Consider the following 13,729-nt stretch of genomic DNA (forward strand, 5'->3'; position numbering starts at 1 on the left):
AATGTTAAGATAGAATATTCGTTGTGTTAACGGTTTTGAATCGGGGGAAGTTAGTTTTTGTTTTCAGTGTCCTGTTTTTTTTGTTAGCGCATCTAAAATATTAGATATTATGAAAAACACAAAAAAATTGCTGTCTAAATAGTGGGACAGGCGACTGTTTTTGCCTGTCTGTGAGCATTCGCTTTTGTCGTTTATCCCGCAGATCGAACCATTCACCACACAAAATTGACCGTTCACGGAAGATTTTAACCTTTTTCGGGTGTCGGTAATTTTTTTACAGAAGGAATGCGGGAGAAAGGAAAAATGGAGCTGAGGTTAGCGAAAGTAAGGAGAGAAGTGAAAAGCGAGTAAGCCAGGCCAGATTACCAAAGCAATCTGCGCCTGGTCTCTCAAAATCGATTATTTACCGTTGTTGTCACATGGCTTGTAGATAGCACCGGTAGCAAAGTCAATAATGGCGCCCGGCCAGAAAAGGAGGATGTCAGCGACTAAAGCTACGGCACGTACCGGCCTGGCAGGTTCACCCGGTGCCGGTTTGGTTCGTTGGCATTCCGAAACGGCACCACCGAAAACAGTAGCACAACTCGACAGGGTAGCAGCAATGAGCAACATCCCGATTACATTCAATAGTTTTCTTTTCATAACAATATAAATTAAGTTAGTATTGAGAGCCGACGCAACCTACAACCGGGTTATCGTCGTTTTGGAAATATAGTCGTGCAGTCCTCTGAACGAAAACAGGTAGGATAGAATATCAACCGGAATGAATCGCATGATAGTACGTCCGAAAATCTGCAGCAGATAAAAGAAACGGTTCTCTGTGTTTGCCAGAGACGCAACTTTGGAGCGGGTAATGAACTTGGCCGGCGTACGCCCCACCAGTAGTTCGAACAGGAAATAGTAAAAGAAATAGGCTAACACCGATATCCATTTCACATCTTCCCGCGGGATGTTGTCTTTGAATAGCAGGATAAATGACAGGGTGAGAATGAGGTAGATGATGGTGTCCAGCAGGAAATTCACCAATCGCAATTTTTTTCCGGTCATGGTTTTGTCGTGTTAAATAATTCTGGTTAGTAATATTTCTTCATCTAAATTATCAGATACGGTTAAATACTCCAAGAAATTAAGTAACTAATTCTTTGGTGTTTGGCAGATTTATCTCCGTGTCAACCGGTATATTTTTCCGTTTATCCCTCAGATCGAACCATTCACCATACAAAACAGACCGTTCACGGAAGATTTTAGCGTTCCCCGGATGTTGATAATTTTTCGTCTAACCGGACTAAAACGACAGATGCCTGACGAACTTCAGGTTGGATGTCCCGGTTACTGTTGTTGGAAAAAAGACATTAGACACCAGACTCGAGACACTAGACGATACAGAATGGCCTTTCGACTTTTGATTGTTCATTACTCATTTTCCATATTACTAATTGTTTCTCCCGTTTCTATCATTGTCAGGCTGAAGGCCTGATATACTTCAGCCCGGGGGAAGGAATCACGGTGTAGCCGGGATGACGCCACCCCGGGTTAAATGTCCGTAGCGACAAGAGGCGCACATTCCGGAAGTGATTGGAACGGAGGCGTTGTTGCGCCGCACATGGATAGTTGCAGATTAGGCTTCGCGGTTCCTGTTGTTGGAAAAAGACATGAGACATTAGACCCCGACGCACGGTCGGGATTTCGCTTTGCTCAACCATAGACGATATAGAATGGTTTTTCGATTGTTCATTACTCATTTTTCATTACTAATTGTTTTAAAGGTTTCAGGTTGCGCTCAGAGGTTGCTGTGACTGATATTGTTCTTGTCGTTTCTGTTGTTCCTATGGTTACTGTTGTTCGGCTTCGACGGTGGACATCATTGTGTCCTTGGTGCAACCCTTGTGTTCTTCGTGGTAAAAAAATTAAAAAAGCTCCACGCAAAGGCTACAAAGATTTCTGCCAAGAGCGCAAAGAGCTGACCACCCATGGCACCGATTCATCTGTGTACATCCGTTAATTTAATCTGTGATTATCCGTGGAATATATAGTGGTTAAAAATGAGGAAAGCCCCATGGCGGTGGGGCTTTTTGTTAAGAGAGGTTGATGGTATTTGTCTCCAGGTTTGGGAATCAATCCCTGAATCTACCATAGTCAAACTGGTGTATCAGTAGCATATCATACCATTTCATTACACACAGTTTCACTTTTTTTATGTCTTTGTGAAATTTTTTTCTCCCGGGGTGGGAGTGGGCCATCTGTCTGGTAACTTTCCTTCGTAAAAATACGGCGAACAATGGTCAGGGTTTCACTCTTTCCCGGACAAAATGCCGCCTTTTTTCAACAAAATCGGGTGCAAAACACCAATGTGCTACCGGGCACTCGATTGCGTATCCTTGTCGGAGGTAAACGACGCCAGGGGCTCCTGGTTCATGAACCTTTTCAGCTTCCGGACATCTTTCATGGCCTGACTGCGCTGGTACAGGTGCCGGCTGCAGGTAATCCGCATCGGGTAAGCATCCAGGTTGTACGGATTGCGCCGGATGGCCTCGTCGAGCAGGTTCAGCGCCAGCGCGTAGTCCGATGCCCCCATGGCGACCTGCATGCGGTGGGCCAGCTTGCCGTCGGGAAGAATGTGATGAGTCGACGTTTCCGGTGCCCCGGATGCCGTGATGCTCAGCGGTGCCATAATGTTCGGCCCGCTGATATCGGGGGAGTAAAACGGGTGATGAGCCAGCTGAAACCGCAGCTGAATGTAAAAAGTTTCTGTGTCGTAGTTCGGTTGCATTTTGTGCCAGCGGCCGTCTGTTCCCCGCAGCACTCTTGTCACTTCGTTGTCGATGGGATCGCCCAGCGAGTTGACGATGGTAATGGCGGCCACCCGTCCGTTCGGGGTAACCGTCACCGCGGCAATCGACAGGCCCATGCGTCCCCGCACAACGGCCTCGGCCGGGTAAGTGGTCGTTTCGCCCAGGTACAGCCGTAGCTGATTTTCACCGCCTTTAAAACGCTCATTGAGGTTTGGCAGCGAACCGGAGTGTCTTGCCGGACTTCCGGTCTGTGCTCCCGACTGAACCGATATCAGGAGGGAAAGCCCAAGCATCAAATGTCTTATCATTTTGTTGGAAAGGTTAAGGTCGTTTTTTGATGACTGGCCGCTATTTGCTCTTTAGCCGGAATACCAGGAACACGAGTCCCAGCAGTAATGTAAGCTTTAGCATGTATTTTAACATCACGTTTGTGGAATGCCCCAGCTGGTAGCCCACATCGTATGCCGTCATGTCGTGTTGCAAAGGGGAAAGGTCAATCACCGTAAACAGGATTGACAGGAAGATGATTGTCACGATGACAAGAACGAGGTCAAAAACTTTACTTTTTGTCATGGCGTCAGTTTTTCGTTCAACGTATGGTGTGTCCCATTGCCGGCCACCACTGCTGCCTGCTCCCGGATGCACCGGTTATGTTGCTTCTACGTGGTCGTAAGCAAATAACTTACGTTCTACCTGTTCCCTGGTCAAAAAGAAACATCATGCCCAATTTACCCATAATGTTTGGTTTGAGCAAATAGAGGCCAGCTGGTATTTCGCACCGCAACAAACACAGGCAATCTCTTTCGGGGTATCGCGTGGTTGATCGCAACCTTTTGGCAACCATATTCATCTGGTAAAAGAAGTTCAAAAAAACAGGAAGCTAAAACAGAATGTAAACCAACCCTAATTGAATGACGATGAAGAAAGCAATGGTTCTGGTATTCGGTATTTTTATACTGAGTTCATGTAAAGACAATGAAAACCCGATTGGAAAATGGGATGACATTATTAAACTCTCGACAAAGAGTGTGGAGCTGACGGCCCGGGCAGACTCTGTGACCATCAACACACAGGGAGACTGGTGGTGGGTCGACGAAATTTCGTTTCAGGACAGCACCTATAGTTACTACAACCGCGAAGATATCAACCTCGAATCGGATGCGTATTCCATAAATGAAGATGCTTTTATCGTAGAACGGCGTGATAAAAACACCTTGTTTGTTCGGCTGAAAGAGAACAACACAGGAGCCGAACGAACAATGCTCATTGGCCTCGAAGCCGGAGACTATTTCGATCACGTGAGCATCAAACAGGCGGCTAATTGATTTTGCACGCGCCCGACACACCCCGTCAGTGGTTGTTAAACCCTGACGGTGGTATACAACCGACGCCGACCTGTCAGCGTGCAGCGCACCTGACAGCGTCAAAAACAGCAAACCAACAACTTCCGAACCCCGTCAGGGCTTTTACCGGTGTTGGAAGTATGAACCCTTGCCGACCTTTTTCACCACCCCCAATGCTATCCGGCAGTACCATCACCGCAATTAAATTTGTATTTTTGGAGACGTCAGGGGACTTCGGAAAACAGCCAACCCCGGTTTACAAACCTGAAACAAAAAATAAAAGCTGCACATCTCACTCCCGTATGGGTATAACTGGTGGTAGTTTTAGTAAACATACATGCAGGTTGCGCCTGTTATTGGCAGTTGCATAAAAAATTCCAACGAAAGAGGACTATGAAAAACGGAGGAGTAATTTTTGATTTCAACGGAACATTGTTCTGGGATTCGGAGTACCAGGAAATCTCGTGGGATAAATACCTGGAGACCCACAACATTAGCCTGACAATGGCTCAAAAGAAAGAATATATACACGGAAGGAACGGGAAAGATACACTTGAATTTCTATTTAAACGAAAGCTGAACGAACCGGAAGTTGAACAATGTACCGAAGAAAAAGAACGTATTTATAGAAGTGTGTGTCTGCGACACGAAATGAAATTGGCACCTGGCGCTGCAAAATTTTTAAATTACCTGAAAGCGCAAAAAATACCGATGGCAATTGCAACAGCTTCAGGAAAATCAAATGTGGATTTCTTTATCGAAAAATTAGGCTTACTCGATTATTTCGCTGAGGAGCATATTATCTATAATGATGGAAAAATAAAAGGGAAACCTCACCCCGATATATTTGAGAAGGCAATAAATAAACTGGGGGTGAAAAACTCGGAATCAATTATCTTCGAAGATTCTTTCTCGGGCATTCAGGCTGCTATTAATAGCAAAGTGGGAAATGTTATCATTGTAAATTCCACCAATGAAAATTATTCCGAATTCAATTTCCCGGTAATAGAGCATTTTGATGAGTTTGACCGAAATCTTTTAGCTGGTTGTATGAAACAGTAAAAAAATAGTAAGCGCAATATATAGCAGTATTCAATCTCCACCCCGTCAGTGGTCGTCAGACCCTGACGGTGGTCAAAAGAACAGCCGCAGCCCCGACAGGGTTCCAAACCCCGTCAGTGGTTGTTAAAACCTGACGGTGGTCTTATAACCAACCGACCGCGACCTGTTAGCGCTCAAAACAATGACCGCGTCAGGAATGCAAACCAACCGGGTATAATTATCACATCCCACTGACGGAACGATAGTTTGGGTAAACGTGCAAACTATCGGGTGGTTTGAAACGTTATAAGCGGCATCAGGAAATAAACAAAGCAAATGACAATATCAAAAGAGTACGAGTTGGTAGGCATGCAAAAAGCGGGCGAAGCGGTTGCATGTACGTTACGAGAGATGACCCTGTTTGCCCGGCCCGGCATGACAACCAAAGAGCTTGATGAATACGGGGCAAAGATACTGGCCGGCTTTGGGGCGCGCTCGGCACCGAAACTGACGTACGGTTTTCCCGGCTATAACTGCATTAGTGTCAACAATGAATTTTGTCACGGAATACCCTCCGATAAGCGGGTTTTAGAGGAAGGCGATCTGGTGAATATCGATGTATCAGCCGAATTGAATGGCTTTTGGGCCGACAATGGCGGGTCTTTTGTCCTGGGGAAGGATGTCCATCAACATCAAAACCTGGTAGATGCTTCAAAATTTATTCTAAAGAAAGCAATTGAGCAGATAAAAGGGGGAGTGCGGATAGCCGGTATCGGGCATCTGATGGAGCAGGAAGCTAAAAAACGAGGTTATAAGGTGATTAAAAACCTTGGCGGGCATGGAGTGGGAAGAAGCCTGCACGAACAGCCCGATGCCCTGCTTAATTTCGGAGACCGCTCCGACAAACGACGATTCCGGAAAAACACGGTAGTGGCCATCGAGACGTTTATTTCCACCACATCGACCTATGCCAACGAGCTGGACGACGAATGGACGTTGGTGGGAAACCGGGGCGGATACATGGCCCAGCACGAACATACCCTGGTGGTAACCGACGGAAAACCGATCATTCTGACCGCAACGAATGGCATATGGAATTAATCGAATAAAACGCTCTGTCGTCCGCTACCCCGTCAGTGGTCACAACCGACCGCAGCCGACCTGTCAGCGTGCGAAGCACCTGACAGCGTCAAAAACAGAGAACCAATAACTCCTTCCCGTATTCAGCTTCCAACCCTGTCAGTGCCTTTATTGCCGCCCCAAAAACCACTGTCGGGGTCTCCGACCACCAACAGGATTTTGCTTCACACTCCGTCAGTGGTTACTAAACCCTGACGGTGGTCTCACAACCAACCGAAGTCAGACCTGTCAGCGTACAACGCACCTGACAGCGTCGGAAATCTTGCCCCCGGCTTGAAATCCCGCTCGGCCGTACCACCGCCACAATTAATTCGTATTTTGCGGGAACACCGGGCAACTTTGTAAAACAGTATCATATGGATGGCAACAATATAAAACGGGTTTCAAGGCTCACAGCAATTGTAACGCAACTGCAAACAAAACGAATTATAACTGCAACACAACTTGCTGATAAATTCAACGTAAGCATCAGAACCATTTATCGCGATATAAAAGCGTTGGAACAGGCAGGCATTCCTGTCGTAACAGAAGAAGGCAAAGGTTATTCTTTGGTGGAAGGCTACCGGATTCCTCCGGTAATGTTTACTGAAAATGAAGCAAATGCTTTAGTAACCGCCGAACAATTGCTCCTAAAAAGTAAGGACTCTTCACTTAGCAAAGAATTCTCATCAGCTGTTAGCAAGGTCCAGGCTGCATTGCAAAATGCAACAAAAGAAAAAACCGAGTTGTTAGCTAACCGCATTGCTGTCAGTCCAATTATTCCGGATACAAATCAGAGTCATCACCTGATGCTTATCCAAAATGCGCTGACCTCTTTTAACGTTTTGGAAATCGTCTATCATTCAAAGTACAGTAACGAAGAAACCTTGCGACAGATTGAACCATTCGCTTTGTATTACAGCCTTCGCGAAGATTGGTTGCTTATTGCCTATTGCCGTTTAAGAAATGATTTCAGGATGTTCAGGCTCGACAGGATTCTTCAAATCAAACTCCTTGAGTTGAGTTTTGAACCGCACAAACTGACGCTTGCTGAATATTTGGAAAAGAAGAAAAAAAACTTCACCACCCCTGACATACCCTTGTCATAGACCTGCTTTACTTTTGCTTCTCTGTAAAGTATCATTCATTAATAATTTAAAATAGTATGATGATGAATCTTCTTTCAATCAGAATTATTACCACCGATGTAGAGAAGCTGGCAGGTTTTTACGAAAAAATAACCGGACTAAAAGCAATACGGTACACGAAAGACTTTGCCGAATTGAAAACCCAAACAGCGACGCTGGCAATTGGAGGCACCAACACGTTGCAGCTATTCGGTGGTGACGATGTAGCAAAAGCAGCCCAAAATCGTTCAGCAATAATTGAATTTTTAACAAAGAATGTCGATGATGACTATGCCAGGTTAGAGGAATTCATCAAGCCCTTCATGGTACAGGAGCCGGTAACAATGCCCTGGGGAAACCGATCACTTTTGTTTAGGGATCCTGATGGAAATTTAGTCAATTTCTTTACTCCAGTCGCGCCCGAAGCAATTGAGCGGTTTAAAGATAAGATCGAATAAATAGTAAGACGCCAAGGCTAACAGCCAATATAAGTATGCCCGATGGAAGTGGCTTACCCAAAGGTGCATACATTGAATCAATAGTGTATTGGCCCAATGTACGTTTAGCCGGTTGCCGCCCCTGCGAGTGTTCGAAACAATGTTTTCTACTCATCCCAACCCTTCTCTAATCATAGAGAAGGACTCACGCTGTTGCATATTCGAAAGGCATCATTTCCAAAAACGACCTGGTATCCTGCCGGGAAGAATGCAAATACAAACTTCGATGCTATCACCGGCCCCCGCCCATCTTTACTTGTAGAGAGGGGCCATTCGGACGCAGTCCGGATGGGGTGAGTAGATAAAAATCCAACCAACGGGTACCGCTGCCAGGTGAGGAAAAACAGGCTGAAGGCTTGATATTTCAAATCTGCTTTCCCGATAACTTCCTACAAGGTTTCGAACACTCCTGTGCCGCTCTCCACACCCCGTCAGTGGTCGCCAGACCCTGACGGTGGTCAAAGGAACCAACCGTCGACCTGTCAGCGTGCAAAGCACCTGACAGCGTCGGAAATACGCCAGCAACTTCATTCCCGTGTTCGGCTTCGAACCCTGTCAGGGCTTTTCCCATGCCACGCCAAATACACCACTTCAAAAATGTCCTTTTTTCCTGCCGTCCGCACTCTGACAGTGTCGGAAAAGGAAACCAATCCGGTTCAATAAGCATCTTAAAATACCAGGGTATACATATTACCCCTGTAATGTCGATATAAGGTAGTTTCGGCAATCATCACACATAAGTTGACAGCAAGGTAAAACCGAACCTCATTTTTGAACACAACTATCCGACTTTTGAACACTTATAAGATAATCCATTATCCCAACTTTGAGCACTTAACCCGAATATCGATAAAAATGAAAGTAACATTAATCACGGGAGCCACCAGTGGAATAGGTGAAGCAGTGGCTCATCAGTTAGCCGGTAAAAAACACAATTTGTTGTTGGTTGCCAGGAACGAGCAAAAATTGAAACACCTGTGCAGTGTGTTAGCAGACAAACACAAAATTGGAGCTGACTATATAGTAACTGACCTCAGTAAAACGCATGCACCCAACTACATCTACGATGAGAGTAAAAAGAAAAATTTGGTGGTAAATATTCTTATCAATAATGCGGGCATGGGTTCCAGTGGTGTATTTGTAAAAAACGACTTACAAACGGAGCTGGAAATTTTACAAATAAACAATTCCGCCATGGTAGCGCTTTGCCATCTCTTTCTTCCTGCGATGATGAGTAACGAAAGTGGCAGCATCATCAACGTAGGTTCTATGGCATCCTTTTTCCCGAGTCCTTATATGAGTGTTTATGCCGCTTCGAAAATGTTCGTGCTTTCATTTACAGAGGCACTGACTGAAGAGTGCAGACCTTATGGAGTACAGGTAATGTTGTTTTGTCCCGGACTTACAACATCTAATTTTATGAATACGCCATCTAACGATAATGAATGGGGAAAGGTATTAACTGCCGGAGCCAATACACAAACACCTGAACAGGTAGCCACTGAAATGATACGTGCATTAGAAAAGAAAAAAACATTTCAGGTATCAGGACGCTTAAATGCGGCAGCAACCAAAATATTATCTCTGATACCCAATACAATTATTGCAAAGCAATTTGCCAAAAGCAAAAGAAAACAAATGGGGAAATAATTTTTAAATTTGAATTTATGAGCAAACAAGAATTTTTAAGCCTGCATATCAAGTCAATTGAGCAGCAACATCAATTGTTGGGGGTGGCTAAACCCAAACATCCCTTGTTTAGCTTATTGCGGTTCGAAGATTATCCTAACCGGAAAATTGAGCAGCGTACCCGGTTAATCTCAGATTTGTATCAAATCACCCTTAAAAAAGATTGTCCATGCAAAATGCAATACGGACAAATGCATTATGATTTTGATGAAGGGGTCATGTCGTTCTTTTCACCTAAACAGGTAAATATTTTAGATAAAGGAGACTACATACCACAAGAAGGGTGGACGTTATCCATTCATCCTGATTTTTTCAGAACGTATCCGCTGTATCAAAAAATAAAATCTTACGGTTTCTTTGATTATGCCATCAACGAAGCGTTGATACTTTCTGACGATGAACAAAAATCCATTGAAAATATTATTACGCAGATTGAAAAGGAAATGAGTCTGCCAATAGATAATTTTAGTCAGGATGTAATTATTGCGAACCTCGACTTGCTGCTTACCTACGCCAACCGTTATTACAATCGTCAGTTCATCACGAGAAAACCGAACAACAGTAAGCTGTTGAGTGAACTTGAAGATATACTGAACGAGTATTTTCAAAATACCAACACGGAAAAAGGATTACCAACAGCTACATTTCTGGCGTCACAACTCAATTTGTCACCCCGGTATTTAAACGACTGTCTGAAACAACTCACCGGACAAACTACTCAACAACTCATTCATGAAAAGCTAATTGAACACGCCAAGGAAATTTTGACTTCAACACAACTTTCAGTTAGCGAAATAGCTTATACATTAGGCTTTGAGCATCCGCAATCATTCAGCAAATTGTTTAAGAATAAGACCAATCAATCGCCTTTGGAGTTCAGACAATCGTTTAGCTGAAATGAAACCCTGCACCCCACACCCCGTCAGTGGTCGTAGACCCTGACGGTGGTATATAAACCTACCGCCGATCGGTCAGCGTGCAAAGCACCTGACAGCGTCAAAAACAGAAACCAACAACTCCATTCCCTCATTCTCTCATTCAATCATTCCTTCATTCCCTCATTCCCTCATTCTCTCATCCAATCATTCCTTCATTCCCTCATCCAATCATCCAATCATTCAATCATTCCCTCATTCCTTCCTTCAATCCTTCTCTCATTTCCAATAAATCCTTACCTTAGTTAACGCAAAAATACAGGCCCCATTGAAAACAAACACCGACCATTTACCCGCTGACAAGCAAGCTGAACTGCAGAAGATTGTAACGGCCATTGAGCAACGCTTTCCGGCCGAGATGATCATCCTGTTCGGGTCGTATGCCCGGGGCGACTGGGTAGACGACCGCTACAAAGAAGACGGCACGACCTACGAATACAAAAGCGATTACGATATTCTGGTGGTGCTCGATACCGAAGTGGTCGCCATTAAACGGGAGAGCAACCGGCGCTGGCAAAACAAGCTGCGCCGCGATACCGGTAGGGAAGCCCCGCTCAACGTAATATTCCACGGCATCGATTACCTGAACAGCGAGATTGAGGATGGCAGTTACTTCTTCATGGATGTACTAAAAGAGGGAATCATGCTGCACGACAGCGGGAAGTTCCAACTGGCAACCCCCAAGCTGCTCGACCATAAACAACGAACAAGCAAAGCCCGGCTCTATTTTAATAAGTGGTTTGATAATGCTGAAATCTTCTATTTGGATTTCGAGACCAACTTCGAAAGAGCAAAGCTTAATAAAAAATACCTGGGACAGGCTGCGTTTATGCTTCATCAGGCCACCGAGCGGTATTATGCCTGTGTGCTTTTAGTGTACACCGATTACAAACCGAAGGTGCACGATCTCGACAAACTCAACGGACAAGTTTGCAAGCTCGACAACCGGTTCAAGACCATCTTCCCCCGGAAAACCGAAGAAGAGGAGCGGTTATTTACCCTGCTGAAGAAAGCTTATATCGATTCGCGTTACAAACTGGATTACAGCATCAGCCGCGACGATTTGGTCTACCTTTCGGAGCGGGTACAACAGTTGCGCGAACTGACGGAGCTGGCCTGTAAAGAAAAAATCGATAGTTTTATGTCTGAAAAATAAACCGTCCCCTTGTGAGGGAATGGTGCTCATTATTTATTGACCGTAAAAAGAATACTAAACCATTGCGATTATGGACATCATGGATACAGCCCGCTTGAACATCAAGAAACGCCGCGAACTGAAAGGTTTCCGCCAGCAGGACATGGCCGACAAACTGAGCATGAATATCCGCACGTACCAGAACCTGGAAAACGGCGAAACCAAACTCGACCTGGAACGCCTGGAGCAGATTGCCGAAATACTGGAGACCAATATGGAAGAGCTGCTCAAACCGGAAGGGTACTATATCCATCAGGAAATACAAAAAGGAGGTAATGGGCCTGGCGTTAATTTTGGAAGTGAAAATACATACAACTATGGCATCGAAAAGGAAATAGTTGATAAACTACTGGAAGCAAAAGACAACGAGATAGAATTACTCAAAGAAGAAAATAAATATTTGAAAGAAAAGATCGATCAGTTATTGAGTAAGTAAGTACTGCATAAGCTAGTGCTGTATTCGGAAATTACAAACCCGTTTGATGTCTTGAAATACAAGAGGTACGCGTTGCATATTGAAAATATAGGGTAGTTTTGTATATATATAAACAGGCTGGCAGTAAGCTGAAAATACGATAAATGGCAATGCATCAGGATACTATTGATATATTAGACCAGTTTTGCAAACCATTACCTTCTGATTTAAGGAGGAAAATTAGATCTGAATTTGATAGTCGGCTTAAAGAAACTAAATGGTTTATTTCAAATACCGATTTTTATGCACAATTAGATTCAGATACGGAAGTAATAGAAATTATTCTATTGCTTACAGTCTATTATAAAAGAGTTATTATTTGTTTGGATAGTGCCACGAGATTCTATACCCGAGTTTCAAAGATTAAAGATTCTGACGGAATCCAAATTGGGAAATTCAATTATGATTATACTCAGAATAATAAAATCCTTGGCGTAATTATTAATTTTAAAAGACTAAAAGAAATGTATCAACTGCCAGAGTATATATTCGAATATGTAGAGACCAAGGAGTTTATTCGAAAAATTGTCACCTTCAAAGAATCTTTTAGTGATGTCTGATAATGAGAAGAAAAAGTCGAGGTCTCCATTTAAAGAGAAAGAATCATTTAAATCTGAAATTAAGGGTTTTCTTAAACGCTTCAACTCCATTATTTATAGTCATGCTGATAGGATCAGTGATTATTTCGAGATGAGCTGTTTTAATTATATAGTTCAATATTACGAAGATATGGGGTTTGACATTAAAGTTCAAAACTTGCAAAAAAACAAATACAGATATAAATGTACTACAAGTGGCAATCATATAAATTTCTCCTATTTTAGCGCTAAGTTGGGCACAAAATCTAATAATGATATTCAAATTCACCATAATCTGGCCGTAGAATCAAAGTATGAAAAAGGTATTTATACTACTCCAGACATTACTGTAATAAAAAGATCAACAATAGAAACGAGAAAGGACTTTTATCAAGGGAATAAAACCTTCAGCTATGTGAAAAATAAGAATCTCATTACGTTCGCCGAAGTAAAGCATTTTACTCCGTTTCCAGAATTGCTTTTCAATTTTATTGGAACTGTAAATGAATTAAAAGGTCTTGAGCATGATATACCTATGAATACAGAGCCAATTATGCATTTTGCACCGTTCTTGATGATTTCAGGAAAAAGTAATGCTCATACAGACGGGATCAGGCTCTCTTTGTCAGCCCGATACAATATCAATATTGTTTTTGATCTCTTTGGGAAAGGATTAGATAAGAATTTAAGAATAAGGTATCAATCGGTCGAAAAACTAAATTACATTGAGCAAGAAGAAGAAAGAGAATTAAAAATCATAGAAGATGAAGATTCACCATTCTAAACGTAAAGATGTCAAAGTAGTATGTGATTAGAGCTGTATGACCGCTTGCTAGTTGCCGAAAAAGACAAAGTCGCCATGATGGAGAAGCTGATAGAGGGAAGAAAGTAATAATAGTGTGCAAAGAGAAAGTCAGCGTCGGTATATTAATTACTAA

15 protein-coding genes are annotated in these 13,729 nt (G+C 43.3%); 11 read left to right on the top strand and 4 right to left on the bottom strand.

Annotated features, from left to right (window positions below; all coding sequences use genetic code 11):
- Window positions 1-399 precede the first annotated feature (399 nt).
- The 4 genes from GJU87_RS07060 to GJU87_RS07075 form a co-directional block, all read right to left on the bottom strand.
- Window positions 400-642: a hypothetical protein gene (locus GJU87_RS07060; RefSeq protein WP_228491889.1), complete on the bottom strand. Its 243-nt coding sequence runs from the start codon at window positions 640-642 to the stop codon at window positions 400-402.
- 39 nt (window positions 643-681) lie between these two features.
- Window positions 682-1,047 carry a hypothetical protein gene (locus GJU87_RS07065; RefSeq protein WP_153638883.1) on the bottom strand — a complete coding sequence of 122 codons (366 nt, stop codon included), beginning with the start codon at window positions 1,045-1,047 and terminating at the stop codon, window positions 682-684.
- Window positions 1,048-2,353: 1,306 nt separating this feature from the next.
- The gene (locus GJU87_RS07070; RefSeq protein ID WP_153638884.1) at window positions 2,354-3,100 is read right to left on the bottom strand and encodes an energy transducer TonB; all 747 of its coding nucleotides are present in this window, start codon (window positions 3,098-3,100) and stop codon (window positions 2,354-2,356) included.
- Between the two features lie 40 nt (window positions 3,101-3,140).
- Window positions 3,141-3,365, bottom strand: a complete 225-nt coding sequence (locus tag GJU87_RS07075) for a hypothetical protein (RefSeq protein WP_153638885.1) — start codon at window positions 3,363-3,365, stop codon at window positions 3,141-3,143.
- 344 nt (window positions 3,366-3,709) lie between these two features.
- Between GJU87_RS07075 and GJU87_RS07080 the strand changes: the two genes are divergently transcribed.
- The 11 genes from GJU87_RS07080 (at window position 3,710) to GJU87_RS07130 (ending at window position 13,575) form a co-directional block, all read left to right on the top strand.
- Entirely contained in the window at window positions 3,710-4,117 is a 408-nt protein-coding gene (locus GJU87_RS07080) for a hypothetical protein (RefSeq protein WP_153638886.1), read from the top strand.
- Between the two features lie 411 nt (window positions 4,118-4,528).
- Window positions 4,529-5,197 (top strand): HAD family phosphatase, encoded by a 669-nt coding sequence (locus GJU87_RS07085; protein ID WP_153638887.1) that lies wholly within the window; start codon window positions 4,529-4,531, stop codon window positions 5,195-5,197.
- A gap of 315 nt (window positions 5,198-5,512) precedes the next feature.
- Window positions 5,513-6,277: a type I methionyl aminopeptidase gene (gene map / locus GJU87_RS07090; protein ID WP_153638888.1), complete on the top strand. Its 765-nt coding sequence runs from the start codon at window positions 5,513-5,515 to the stop codon at window positions 6,275-6,277.
- Between the two features lie 395 nt (window positions 6,278-6,672).
- Window positions 6,673-7,404 (top strand): YafY family protein, encoded by a 732-nt coding sequence (locus GJU87_RS07095; RefSeq protein WP_153638889.1) that lies wholly within the window; start codon window positions 6,673-6,675, stop codon window positions 7,402-7,404.
- A gap of 56 nt (window positions 7,405-7,460) precedes the next feature.
- Window positions 7,461-7,880, top strand: a complete 420-nt coding sequence (locus GJU87_RS07100) for a VOC family protein (protein ID WP_228491890.1) — start codon at window positions 7,461-7,463, stop codon at window positions 7,878-7,880.
- A gap of 894 nt (window positions 7,881-8,774) precedes the next feature.
- Entirely contained in the window at window positions 8,775-9,569 is a 795-nt protein-coding gene (locus tag GJU87_RS07105) for an SDR family oxidoreductase (RefSeq protein ID WP_153638890.1), read from the top strand.
- Window positions 9,570-9,586: 17 nt separating this feature from the next.
- Window positions 9,587-10,504 carry an AraC family transcriptional regulator gene (locus GJU87_RS07110; RefSeq protein ID WP_153638891.1) on the top strand — a complete coding sequence of 306 codons (918 nt, stop codon included), beginning with the start codon at window positions 9,587-9,589 and terminating at the stop codon, window positions 10,502-10,504.
- 307 nt (window positions 10,505-10,811) lie between these two features.
- Window positions 10,812-11,699 (top strand): HEPN domain-containing protein, encoded by an 888-nt coding sequence (locus GJU87_RS07115; protein ID WP_153638892.1) that lies wholly within the window; start codon window positions 10,812-10,814, stop codon window positions 11,697-11,699.
- 70 nt (window positions 11,700-11,769) lie between these two features.
- Window positions 11,770-12,174 (top strand): helix-turn-helix domain-containing protein, encoded by a 405-nt coding sequence (locus GJU87_RS07120; RefSeq protein WP_153638893.1) that lies wholly within the window; start codon window positions 11,770-11,772, stop codon window positions 12,172-12,174.
- Between the two features lie 143 nt (window positions 12,175-12,317).
- Window positions 12,318-12,773 (top strand): hypothetical protein, encoded by a 456-nt coding sequence (locus tag GJU87_RS07125; RefSeq protein WP_153638894.1) that lies wholly within the window; start codon window positions 12,318-12,320, stop codon window positions 12,771-12,773.
- Window positions 12,766-13,575, top strand: coding sequence for a hypothetical protein (locus GJU87_RS07130; RefSeq protein ID WP_153638895.1), 810 nt, complete (start codon window positions 12,766-12,768; stop codon window positions 13,573-13,575). Before GJU87_RS07125 ends, GJU87_RS07130 begins: the two co-directional genes overlap by 8 nt.
- The last annotated feature ends 154 nt before the right edge of the window (window positions 13,576-13,729 follow it).

The sequence above is a fragment of the Prolixibacter sp. NT017 genome (assembly GCF_009617875.1).
Lineage (GTDB): Bacteria > Bacteroidota > Bacteroidia > Bacteroidales > Prolixibacteraceae > Prolixibacter.